We start from the raw sequence: 11450 nt of genomic DNA, 5'->3' as shown, positions 1-11450 counted from the left end.
TGCTCATTGCGATTGGCACAGTTCGCCAACAGTAAAGGAATACTGGCATGCGTCATGACAACCCCAACAAAAAAAATTTCATGAAAGCTTGGAAGCGATCCGTTGGCCAATCGCGCCAGCAGATACATCGCCGATTGGCCGCCATGGCCTTATGCGGATCGATGACTTTCCTGACAGCCATTTTTTCCACTCCCCAGCTATTGGCCCAGGACTCTTCGCTATTTGACTCCAGCTTGTTCAACGAAGCGGAGCGTATGCTGGACGTCAACACGGTTGAGTTGGGCATTCAACTCAAACGCGGCTTACGTGTCTTCCTACCAGAACAGGAACAGTTCATTGACCGTGTTCTGGTCGAAGTCAACAACAAACGCATCTCCCGATCTATGGTGAACGTGATTTACCTCTGGGCGCAGCGCCGCAATCCCAAAGTACCGTTCCCTTATTTCGAATTCGTCATGCGCGAGCTGGCCAAGCAGCGCGGCGTCAATCTTTAGTTAGCCTGGTGCCTTGCGGGCCAGACGCCCGCGCACCGTCTATGCGTTTGCTTCAACGGCCGGCTGGCTGATACCGCGATAAATGAGTGCTCCGATAATGGCGCCGGCGATCGGAGCCAGCCAGAACAACCAAACTTGCGTTAACGCAGCACCTCCAGCAACTAAGGCTGGGCCTAAACTGCGAGCCGGATTCACCGATAGATTGGTCACAGGAATACCAATCAAATGAATTAATGTCAGTCCCAATCCGATCGCGATTGGAGCAAACCCGCTAGGCGCTAGACGATCGGTGGCTCCTAAGATAATGATCAGGAAAAACGCCGTTAGCACCACTTCGGCCAAGAAGCAGGCGATTAAAGTGTACCCCCCAGGCGACATCGCGGCATAACCATTCGTTGCAAAAGCTCCCGCGGCCGTCGCATCAATCGCAAAGCCTTCTTTACCGCTGGCAATAAAATACAGCACAAACGCGCCTGCTATGCCACCCACCGTTTGCGCAATAATATAGGGCACCAACTCAGAGGACTTGAAGCGACCTCCCGCGACTAACCCAACACTGACCGCTGGATTCAGATGGCAGCCTGATATATGGCCTATCGCATACGCCATTGTCAACACGGTCAATCCGAATGCGAAAGAAACACCGACCAAGCCAATGCCGATATTGATCGGTGTACTCTCTTCAGGAGTAATAAACTTCGCAGCCAAGACGGCGCTTCCACAGCCACCAAAGACCAGCCAAAACGTGCCGATAAACTCAGCCAACAACTTCTTCCCAAGTGGATTCATGAAACGACCTCGTAACTAGAGCCAAAATGAAAACGACCAGCACCGATAGCTAAGTCGACGGCACGTTTGGCACCGTGGATTACGGCAAGATACTACACTCCGTTTGCTTTTTGGGAATGCACGATCGTTCACTTCGTAAAGTTCTTCACCGCAACCAAAAGCTAACGGCCGCGCGCTCGGTCATATCGCAAATGCCCCGCGCACAGGATCCCAGTCGCGACCGCAGCGTTCAGCGACTCACTGCCCAAACCGTCATGACCACGAGGGATCGAAATCCAACGTGAGATATGCTGAGTGCTCAACTGCCGTATGCCATGGCTCTCACTGCCAATTACTAACAGCGAACACTCTGGCCACTGAAAATCCAACGCATCTTCACCACGATCAATCGTGGTACCGATCACTTGTACGTGCGCATCGGCCGACACCAGTTCCGCTAGACCAGAGGTACTCACTTGCACGCGCATGAAAGCCCCCATGCTCGCTTGAATCGTCTTGGGGTTGTATATGTCCACGCAATCTTCTGATAAGTAAACGGGCAATCCAAACCAATCCGCAATACGCAGGATCGTGCCCAGGTTCCCTGGATCGCCAATGCCGTCCAGATACAAGCTCAAACCGCTGCCGATCGGCTTTGACTCACTTGTCGTCGGCAACTGCATGACGGCCATGACCGGTGATGGCGTATTCAGAGCGCTGATCGAGTCCAACGTCTTTTGATCACATTGCAGCAGCTTAGATCCCAACTGCGTCAATTGAGTTTCCGACAAACCGGCCGCATAGTCTGGCGTAGCCAACACCCACAACAACGTCGGCGGACACGACTCGATCAGTTCGCCCACAATCTTTTCGCCTTCTGCAATGTACTTCTGATACTGCGAGCGATACTTTTTTGAGCGCAACAAACGGAATTCTTTGATTTGGTTCTTCGATAACATCACTTCAGTATGCATCGAACAGGCTGCTTCCGCAATTGCCAGCACGACCAACCGGAAGAGAAGTCCCCATCATTTCGGCTAGCCGACATGGGGCGATCACCTGTCCAACTGCTTCAGCAATTCCGTCACCAAGGGCAGCATCCGCTTCTGAGCGACTTTGGCAACGTCCAGCACTTCGTCATGCGTGGTTTCGGTTGGACAATCGGGATTGGCAACGTTGGTGATGACGGAGAACGCTAAAGTCTTCATGCCTAACTGGCTGGCGGCGATCATCTCTAGCACGGTGCTCATACCCACCATGTCGGCCCCCATAACACGAAACGCCCGATACTCCGCTCGCGTTTCATAAGTCGGCCCCAGCGTGCCCAGATATGTTCCACGCTGCAGGCTGAAGCCAAGCTCAGTAGCGATCTGCCCACAGGTGGCCATGAGATCGCGATCGTACAGCGGAACTGCCGACCGCTGGAGATTCCCCATCGCCAGCGTTTCTGCCGCCTCGCCGCCGGACTTCTTCAAATATTCATAGAACAAATTGATGTGCGAATCGACCATCACAAGATCGCCAGTATTGAACCTTGGGTTGACTCCACCTGCAGCGTTGGACGCAATGCACAACTCGGCTCCCAAAGCTGCCGCTAGACGCACGGACGCGACGGAGGTCTGAGCGGAGTGGCCTTCATACAGATGAGACCGTCCGGCAAAGACCACGACGGGCACCTCGCTCAAGTAGCCCAAAATTAGTTTTCCAGCGTGGCCATGCGCCGATGGTGTCGGCAATGCGGGCAGATCTGCATAAGAAATTGGCACGGGGTGCTGGACTTGATCAGCCAAGCCTCCTAGCCCACTGCCCAGGATGATGGCGACTTTTGGACGTAAGGAAGTGCGCTGACCGATCCGCTCAAGTGATTGGGAAATCAGGTCCATTTCGGTTTGTTGATTCAAATTCTGCATGGTGGCAGTATGGGTTAGTTGAAGCCGGTTGTCAGCGCCTGAGGTCCATGTCGAGCCGAAAGTTTACGGGATAGTAAGCATTTGGCAGGCCCGCGCCGCTGCGGCACGCGGTATGCCAAGCGGTTCAGAAAGCGGGGCCGCACGGAAAATTGGACTTTCGGCATCAAGCAAAATCTGTAAACTTTTCGGTCCTTGCAAGTTCTACGGTGAATTGTCAAATCGGTTGCTCCGCCCCGTTCAGGATGAACCACGCGGCACAAAATGGCAACTATAGAAATATCGGTTCGTCCGTACCCTTTTTTCCTCTAAACCAGTTCCGGCGGCGACAATCGTCGGTTTGTATACACATATGGATCTCAAAACACTCCGAAATATCGGTATTAGTGCCCACATCGACTCTGGCAAAACCACTTTGTCGGAACGAGTTCTGTTCTACGCTGGCCGCATTCACAAGATTGAAGAAGTCAAAGGTGGCGGTGACGGCGCGACGATGGACTATATGGAATTGGAACAAGAGCGCGGGATCACGATCACCAGTGCTTGCACCCAAGTCCATTGGAAAGATCACACGATCAACTTGATTGACACCCCGGGCCACGTAGACTTTACGATCGAAGTCGAACGTTCATTGCGGGTCTTGGACGGAGCTGTACTTGTCTTGTGCAGCGTCGGTGGCGTGCAAAGCCAATCGCTGACGGTTGACCGACAGATGCGACGTTACGGTGTGCCTCGTTTGGCGTTCGTCAACAAGATGGACCGTACCGGTGCGGACGCTTATCGCGTTGCGAAGATGATCAAGGATAAGCTCAACGCCGAATCGGTCATGATGCAAATCCCGATTGGTGCCGGCGAAACGTTTGGCGGCGTGATCGACCTGATCACCATGAAGGCTTACTTCTTTGATGGCGAACAAGGCGAAAAGGTCCGCGAAGAAGAGATTCCTGAGGACTATGTGGACCAAGCCCAAGAGTATCGTCAAATGATGCTCGAAAGCTTGAGCATGTACAGTGACGAGATGATGGAACTGCTGCTCAACGAGCAAGAGGTATCCACGGACTTGATCTACAAGACGACTAAAGAAGCTGTTCAAGGCCTGCGCATCACGCCGGTCTTCTGCGGTTCGGCTTATAAGAACAAAGGCGTGCAGTTATTGCTGGATGCGGTCATTCGCTACTTGCCCAATCCGATGGAACGCGAAATCAAAGCACGACGCATCGATAACCAAGAAGAGAAGTTCGAGCTCAAGCCTGATCCAACTCTACCGTTCGTCGGCATGGCTTTCAAAATCGTGGACGATCCGTACGGCCAGTTGACCTTTACGCGTATCTATCAAGGTACCGTGAAGAAGGGCGAAATGTACATCAATCAGCGTACTGGCAAGAAAGAACGCTTCAGCCGTATCGTGCGCATGCATGCCGATGAACGCAGCGAAGTCGACGAGGCTGGTCCTGGTGACATCGTGGCCATCATGGGCATCGATTGCGCGACTGGGGATACTTTCTCAACCGAGAAGGATTACTGTTCACTGGAAAGCATGTATGTGCCTGAGCCGGTGATCAAGGTCGCCGTGACGCCTGCTAGCCGAGCCGATGCCGACAAGATGAGTAAGGCACTTAACCGCTTCCGCAAAGAAGATCCGACGTTCCAAGTCTACAACGACGAAGAAACGAGCGAGACGATTCTGTGCGGGATGGGTGAATTGCACTTGGACATCTATGTCGAACGCATGCGACGCGAATATAAGGTCGAAGTCAACGTGGGTGCACCGAAGGTTAGCTATCGCGAAGCTCCTGGTGGAAAAGTAGAATTTAACTACAAGCACAAGAAGCAAACGGGTGGTTCCGGACAGTACGCTCATATCGTAGGTGAATTGACTCCAATTACCGAAGGCACCGAGAACTTCATTTTCGAAGAACACGTGGTCGGCGGTCGTATTCCCAAGCAGTTCATTCCGCCTGTGGAAAAAGGCTTCCGCGATTCCATGCACAAAGGTCCGTTGGCTGAATTCCCAGTCGTGGGCGTTCGCATGGACCTTCGCGATGGTTCCTACCATGACGTCGACTCTAGCGAACGAGCGTTTTACATCGCTGCTTGCGATTGCTTCCGACAAAGCATGAAGGAATCGAACCCAACGTTGCTCGAGCCGATCATGAAGTGCGATATCGAATGCCCTGAGAACGACCAGGGTACGGTGGTAGGTAACTTGATCAGCCGCCGTGGTTTGATTAGCCAGACCGATGCTCGTGATGGCGTCAGCTACATTTCGGCTGAAGTTCCGTTGTCCGAGACGTTCGGCTATGCAACCGACTTGCGTTCGATGACCAAGGGCCAAGGTACTTTCTCGATGGAGCTGTCCGCTTATCGTGAAGTCCCTCGCAACTTGCAAGAAGGCATTATTGCTGAACGCAAGAAGTATTTGGCAGCGGTGGCTTCGGCGTAGTATGCACGTCCGCCAGTCGCCCCGCGATTGGTCGATCACCTGAACACCTCAATCGGCGAGTTGACAACAGCTCGCCGATTTTTTTGTGCACAAAGCATTGCGGCTGTTTAGTCTGTTGTCTCTTCGTTTAACCGTTAGCCGCTAGGCGTACGCGTCTCGTGGGCTGCTTCGTTTAACCGTTAGCCGCCAGGCGTACGCGTCTCGTGGGCTGCTTCGTTTAACCGCGTTGGGCATCGCCCCACGTTTGGAGTGCTCGGCAACAGTGACGCGGCCCGCTGGGCACGCGGTTAAACGAGATCCCCTGCGAGCTTTGCTTGCAGTTCCACCTTCAAGCGGTGCTAGCTGGGTATGACGATCCATTCCGCCTAAAGGCGGTACTACGAACCAAGAACCAAGAACCAAGAACATTTTCGCTCAGCGGACAGAGCCGCTGAGCTACGTTTCACTCTTTGGGCAAACTATGACCTAGCTTATCGCGTTTGGTAGCAAGATAATTTTGATTGTGAGCGTTGGACGGCACGATCAGTGGAATCTGATCGACGACTTGCAGATCAAACCCACGCAAGTTAAACGCTTCCAGCTTCTTGGGATTGTTGGTCAACAAACGAATCTCACGCAGCCCCAAATCCTTCAGGATCTGAATCCCAACGCCGTAATCACGCATATCGGCTTTAAAGCCCAGCGCATGATTGGCTTCCACGGTGTCCATCCCCTGCTCTTGCAACGCATAGGCGCGAATCTTTTGGGCCAGCCCAATCCCTCGGCCTTCTTGCGGCAAGTAAACCAAAGCCCCCTGCCCTTCGGCCGCGATGGCCTGTAGAGCAGTCATCAACTGATCACCGCAGTCACAACGTAGCGATTGAATCAAGTCACCGGTGAAACAACTGCTGTGCATCCGCACCAAGGGCGCTTTGTCACCAGCCACCGACAGATCTCCTTTGACAATTGCAATCGGTTCTTGAGCTTCAAATTGGACACTGTAAACGTGAATCGTGAAGTCGCCAAAGCGAGTGGGTAGCAAAGCCGAAGCCACTCGCGAGACCAGCTTTTCATTGATGCGGCGATGGGCGATGATTTGCTCGACGGTGATGATCTCCAATTGGTGCTTGCTGGCCAGTGCCCAGAGATCATCTCGCGACGCACGATCCCCTTCGTCGTTAAGGATCTCGCATAACACGCCAGCCGGTGCCAAGCCCGCCATCCGCGCCAGATCGACGGCGGCCTCCGTATGCCCAGCGCGCCGCAGCACGCCGCCTTCCATCGCCAGCAATGGGTAAACGTGACCTGGCTGAACAAAGTCCGATTTCTGGGAGTTGGGATTGGCCAATCGGCGAATCGTTTCGGCGCGTTCACCAGCCGTGATCCCCGTCTTGCATCCCGCGTGATCGACCGGAGTCATGAACGCAGTGGTAAGTGGCGAAGTATTGTTCTGCACAACCGGCTTGAGATCCAACCGGTCACACACGGACGGCAAAACTGGCGCACATAGCTGCCCGTGTCCGCCCAGCATAAAATTAATCATGGCGGGTGTGGCCAGTTCGGCCGCACACACATAATCGCCCTCGTTTTCGCGATCCTCCGCATCCACGACAATCACGATTTTGCCATCACGGATCGCATCGACTGCGGATTGAACCGTGCTAAAGTTTCTTTCGTCCAATTGGTGCCTACTGCATGCTGAGCACGCATTGCTGAAGTCATCATCCACGCCAAAATGTGATTCGCAATGAACTATTACGGAATCCTTTAGTGATGATCCCCATTTCGATTGCGGGCCCCATTATGATAAGAATCGTACAAAATCGGAAACCCTAATCACTGCGATCTACCGCGGATTCATAACCGTTGTCGGTCGATGGCCGATCTAAACTATGCAAAACCAACGAAAATTTCAGTGCAATTGCCTGCAGAGCTCCTTTAAACTGAGGCTTGTTGGACTTGCAGCATTCTTCTGGGCGATGGTGCAAAGCTTGCCTCTTTCAGCTTTAGCTGGCGAACCGGCAAGCTTTTCAGCAGACGGGAAGACTGACACTCCTAGCCCTGCTGCGCCGATCGCCCCTTCGTCCAAGTCCAACATCGTCTATCACAGCGTGGATGGCGTCGATTTGATTGCCGACTTTCACCGGCCGTCGATTCAAGGTCCACTGCCCGTGGTGTTGCTGATTCATGGCGGCGGCTGGATCGCTGGTACTAGGCATCAAATATTGATCCATGCGAATCGATTAACGACCGCGGGCTTTGCTGTATTCAATATCGAGTACCGCTTGGCTCCCCGTTTCAAGTTTCCAGCTCAACTGGACGACGTCCGCGCCGCGATCAGCTACTTGGAACAAAACGCAGACCAGCTCCAGATCGATATCAACCAGCTAGTCGTGTGGGGCTATTCTGCCGGTGGACATCTTGCGGCGCTGGCCGCGGTCCATCCTGCGGAGGAATTAGCACGTCCTAAAGTCTGCGTTGCTGGCGGCGCTCCATGCGACTTTACGAACTTGCCCGGCGACAACCAAATACTCGCCCCCTTCTTGGGCGGAAGCAAACTTGATTTGCCAGCGGTGTATAAAGAAGCGTCTCCCACCACGCATGCCAGTCAAGATGATCCACCGACGTTTTTCATTCATGGCGACAGCGATTTGTTGGTCCCGCAATCGAACTCGGAAACGTTGTTTGCCAAGCTATTGGAGTTCGAAGTTCCCACGGAACGATACATTGCCAAGCATCAAGGGCACATGGCCACGTTTTTAAATCCCTACGCCGTCGATGCTGCGATTGAGTTTGTGCGAAAGCATTTGCAGGCACAGCTTGACGATCAAAGAGTTACGGTAAAGCCTTAGAGGAGAGGCAAAATCCATGACGAATTGCGTTGCGAAAACACAAGTAAGGTTAACTCAAACGTTGCACGATCTGTTGCTGCAGTGATGCAATGATCGCTTGTAATTCATCTAAACTCTTCCCCGACAACTGCTCGTCGGTGGAATGCGTCAGTCCGAGAATGTCCTGAAGCGTGCGAATCGTATTGGCTTTCTCTTGTGCCTTACCTTTGATTTCACCGCGTGCTTCTCCACGTGCTTCCCCACGTGCTTCTCCACGTGCTTCTCCTTTCGCAATCAGTTGATCCGCCACGGAACCGGGTTCAGGTTGGACAGGCCAAAATTCTGCTACAATTTCGTTCATACTTTCCTCACCAAGGACGGGATTAACCGACATCACATAGATCCTAATTGTATCAAGCACATTTCGAGCTTGTAGAGAAGTCAGCGTACGCGATAGCATCTGAAATAGAGGCCTTAACGCCCCCTCCAGGTCGCGATCTCTTCCATATTTTAGCAGCGTCAGGGCAATTTGCAAAAACGGTTCGCCCTCCATCGCCAAATCGTTCATCCGACTAACGTCGAAGATCGGTAATTCTAGTCCTGGAATAAAGCGTTTCCAACTGGCCGGGACCGGAATTAACTGGTCGATACTGCGGGCGGACCGCCATGGACGCACTCCGTTATAAATTACCCATGGAATGATCGGAACCAATGGCTTGCCGTTCTCTAACGCATTCTCCCAAATGCGAACGATGTAGCCCAGCATTTGAATCAGTGTGCTCGGCTGGTCCGTACTTTTGTGGTCGATCAGCACCAGCAAGCAAGCATACTTGGACTTCATTCCCAAGCTATCCACGATTGCGTCAGACACTTCAACCGAAAAAAGCCGATCAGCGAAACGGCGTCTCAGGCTGCGGTCAATCAAACTGGTATCAACATGTGCCAACGTTGCCAGTTTCAAGTGCTCGACCACTTCGGGTGGCAGATGCTTTTCTAATAAAGTTCGTGCTGCATCAACCTGTTGGAGCGTCTGATTCAACAAGCGATCATGAGGCGATTGGATCGCTTCATCTCGGGGTGGCAAGTCAGGTGACGGAGGCGTCGGTTCATTTTCGGAAGATGTCATGAGCACGATTGTACTCGATGCCGAAACCGTCCGCATGCAATCAACAGCCAAACTACTTCTCGGAATGGTCGAGAAACTCGTTGAGTGCTTTAGGCGACTTCATCAGCTCAGCCACGTCTGGAAAAGTAAAGTCGTCTTCGTTGAATTGATGCCATTGAAACTGCACCGTTTCCAGATGCACCACCGGAACTCGCTCTTCGGAATAAGCGGACACAAACTCCACGCTATCTTGCGACGTTGTGATGCCGGTCAACCGGAAGACACCTTTGACTTCTTCCAATCTGCGTTCCACTTCGATCACGCGTTTCTTGTCAGGATTGTCCATTTCGTACACTCGCGTTTCTTTCACAGGTGGGATATACCGTGGATCAAAAGTCAATGTAAAGTCAAAGAACGAACGATAATCACGCAAAGGCGCAAAGCTCGCTAAGTCCAGATCTGTTGGCGTTTTGCGGGCTTCGCGCCTTCGCATGAAATTCTGCAAAAAATGAAAGGCTTATTCAATCTGCAACTGAAAGCTACCTTTTGCGGCAGCCTGCGACGTCGCTTGCAAGTTTACACGCAGTAGCAGCCAGCACTCCGATGGCACGCTTATGTCAGCGCTGCGGCCAATCGATATCTTTTTTAAACGCATGGTAGATTCCAATCCCCCATCTGTCGGCAGCATGACGGCCATCAGTTGTGACATCGGCTTGCCATCGACGTATTTTAAAGTGATACCTTGCGGCTCGCTTTCTAGCTTCCCAAACGCATCATCTTGAAAAGCAACCTTACCGCTAGCTTCCATCCGCAGCGCTCGATTCACGGGAAGCTTGATTGGCGCCAGTTGCCAACCCCGACTTGCATCAATCATGAAGTTGGACTTGTTTGTTCCACCAAGCTCCTTGATTTGCAGTTGCTCAATCGCTTGCTTGAGATCAACGACCGCATACGAAGGTTCCACTCCATAGTCCAGCTCGGTTACAAAGAGATTGAATTCCGCTTGGACAACGTGCATATCTGCGCCGATCCAACTCAGTACGTCTTGGTTCAGTGCGTTACTGAAATCGGTTGGCTGCTTAAGTCGCTGATAGAATCGCTCTTGATAGCGCGGGTGATTGGCAAAAAAAGTTGCCGCCATCCAGCTCCAGGCATACGTGCTATCCACGCGATGCAACTCTTTGGCTTGTCGGAACAGCGTCACCAGCGATGGCCCCTGCCCTGCATCGAGATCTTGAGCGATCCAACGCAAGCGTCCCCAGTAAGGTAATTCTTCCGCGGTTTTAGGAACAACACCACAAACCAATTCTTGCCCGTCCCAACGATGCGTCGCCTGCCATTCGGCGATGCCTTCCATCCACCAGCCTGGACCATAGCCGCCCAGAGCTTTCTCCATAAACCAGTGTACGCCTTCATGCAGCAGCAAATGCCGGCGATAATAGCTCGACGGCTGCTCCTTGCACAAAATCAGGTCGCCTACCTGATGCCCTTCGCGAAACGCGCCGATCGCTGACGAGATAAGGCCAGCTTGTTCGAACCGCTGGCGATCGGTCATGATGAAGGCCGCAACTTTCCACTGCTCGACCGCTTGAGCGTCGGCACCAAACAGTCTGGTCCATTGCTGGACGGCCGCATCGAAAGCTTTCGTTAAGCTTTCCACTTCAGGTGTTGGAGAGACATCGGTTATCAGTAGAATATGCTTCCCCTCAAATCGGTGAAATCCACCGGGAGATTCCTGAGTGAAACCCGCAGATGAACAGAATATCGACAGCAGCACGAGAACCAATCGGGCCAGCACGTGTCTGTAGTGCGCTGCAAAAACTGTCCATCGTATGTTTAAGCGATCGATTTTAGTTCCCTCCCCACCCGCCCACTGTCGTCGACAGCGATTTCGATTCCCTCTCCATTCTAAACCGACCTGCT

10 protein-coding genes are annotated in these 11450 nt (G+C 52.7%); 3 read left to right on the top strand and 7 right to left on the bottom strand.

Annotated elements, in window-relative coordinates:
• Positions 1 to 47: 47 nt before the first annotated feature.
• Positions 48 to 494, top strand: a complete 447-nt coding sequence (locus SH302x_RS01180) for a hypothetical protein (protein WP_479366709.1) — start codon at positions 48 to 50, stop codon at positions 492 to 494.
• 39 nt (positions 495 to 533) lie between these two features.
• Here SH302x_RS01180 and aqpZ read toward each other — a convergent pair whose 3' ends face one another.
• From aqpZ to SH302x_RS01165, 3 genes are all read right to left on the bottom strand, one after another.
• On the bottom strand, positions 534 to 1283 hold the full coding sequence (gene aqpZ, locus SH302x_RS01175) for an aquaporin Z (protein ID WP_479366708.1): 750 nt from the start codon (positions 1281 to 1283) through the stop codon (positions 534 to 536).
• A gap of 161 nt (positions 1284 to 1444) precedes the next feature.
• Positions 1445 to 2221 carry a TrmH family RNA methyltransferase gene (locus SH302x_RS01170; RefSeq protein ID WP_479366707.1) on the bottom strand — a complete coding sequence of 259 codons (777 nt, stop codon included), beginning with the start codon at positions 2219 to 2221 and terminating at the stop codon, positions 1445 to 1447.
• 96 nt (positions 2222 to 2317) lie between these two features.
• Positions 2318 to 3172 carry a purine-nucleoside phosphorylase gene (locus tag SH302x_RS01165; protein WP_479366706.1) on the bottom strand — a complete coding sequence of 285 codons (855 nt, stop codon included), beginning with the start codon at positions 3170 to 3172 and terminating at the stop codon, positions 2318 to 2320.
• 349 nt (positions 3173 to 3521) lie between these two features.
• Between SH302x_RS01165 and fusA the strand changes: the two genes are divergently transcribed.
• Positions 3522 to 5612 carry an elongation factor G gene (gene fusA, locus SH302x_RS01160; RefSeq protein WP_479366705.1) on the top strand — a complete coding sequence of 697 codons (2091 nt, stop codon included), beginning with the start codon at positions 3522 to 3524 and terminating at the stop codon, positions 5610 to 5612.
• A gap of 442 nt (positions 5613 to 6054) precedes the next feature.
• Here the strand turns inward: fusA and ribA are convergent, their stop codons facing one another.
• Positions 6055 to 7272, bottom strand: a complete 1218-nt coding sequence (gene ribA, locus SH302x_RS01155) for a GTP cyclohydrolase II (RefSeq protein ID WP_479366704.1) — start codon at positions 7270 to 7272, stop codon at positions 6055 to 6057.
• Between the two features lie 211 nt (positions 7273 to 7483).
• On the opposite strand from ribA, the gene SH302x_RS01150 reads away from it, so the two are divergent.
• Positions 7484 to 8443, top strand: coding sequence for an alpha/beta fold hydrolase (locus tag SH302x_RS01150; protein WP_479366702.1), 960 nt, complete (start codon positions 7484 to 7486; stop codon positions 8441 to 8443).
• Positions 8444 to 8492: 49 nt separating this feature from the next.
• Here the strand turns inward: SH302x_RS01150 and SH302x_RS01145 are convergent, their stop codons facing one another.
• Genes SH302x_RS01145 through SH302x_RS01135 form a run of 3 tightly spaced genes read right to left on the bottom strand, consistent with a single transcriptional unit; the run spans position 8493 to position 11304 of the window.
• Positions 8493 to 9548 (bottom strand): Rpn family recombination-promoting nuclease/putative transposase, encoded by a 1056-nt coding sequence (locus SH302x_RS01145; protein ID WP_479366700.1) that lies wholly within the window; start codon positions 9546 to 9548, stop codon positions 8493 to 8495.
• Between the two features lie 52 nt (positions 9549 to 9600).
• Complete coding sequence (locus tag SH302x_RS01140) at positions 9601 to 10020, bottom strand: hypothetical protein (protein ID WP_479366698.1); 420 nt, start codon at positions 10018 to 10020, stop codon at positions 9601 to 9603.
• A 24-nt stretch (positions 10021 to 10044) separates the two neighbouring features.
• Positions 10045 to 11304: a hypothetical protein gene (locus SH302x_RS01135; RefSeq protein WP_479366697.1), complete on the bottom strand. Its 1260-nt coding sequence runs from the start codon at positions 11302 to 11304 to the stop codon at positions 10045 to 10047.
• Between the last annotated feature and the right edge of the window lie 146 nt (positions 11305 to 11450).

The organism is Njordella calcicola (assembly GCF_056494125.1).
Note: the sequence above shows the minus strand (reverse complement) of the source record. Positions and strands in the feature narration are given on the sequence as shown.

Coding starts and splice junctions, on each gene's coding strand:
- SH302x_RS01165 (WP_479366706.1), bottom strand. CDS start 3,172: ATGCAGAATTTGAATCAACAAACCGAAATGGACCTGATTTCCCAATCA.
- fusA (WP_479366705.1), top strand. CDS start 3,522: ATGGATCTCAAAACACTCCGAAATATCGGTATTAGTGCCCACATCGAC.
- aqpZ (WP_479366708.1), bottom strand. CDS start 1,283: ATGAATCCACTTGGGAAGAAGTTGTTGGCTGAGTTTATCGGCACGTTT.
- SH302x_RS01140 (WP_479366698.1), bottom strand. CDS start 10,020: ATGCGAAGGCGCGAAGCCCGCAAAACGCCAACAGATCTGGACTTAGCG.
- SH302x_RS01180 (WP_479366709.1), top strand. CDS start 48: ATGCGTCATGACAACCCCAACAAAAAAAATTTCATGAAAGCTTGGAAG.
- SH302x_RS01170 (WP_479366707.1), bottom strand. CDS start 2,221: ATGTTATCGAAGAACCAAATCAAAGAATTCCGTTTGTTGCGCTCAAAA.
- SH302x_RS01150 (WP_479366702.1), top strand. CDS start 7,484: ATGCAAAACCAACGAAAATTTCAGTGCAATTGCCTGCAGAGCTCCTTT.
- SH302x_RS01145 (WP_479366700.1), bottom strand. CDS start 9,548: ATGACATCTTCCGAAAATGAACCGACGCCTCCGTCACCTGACTTGCCA.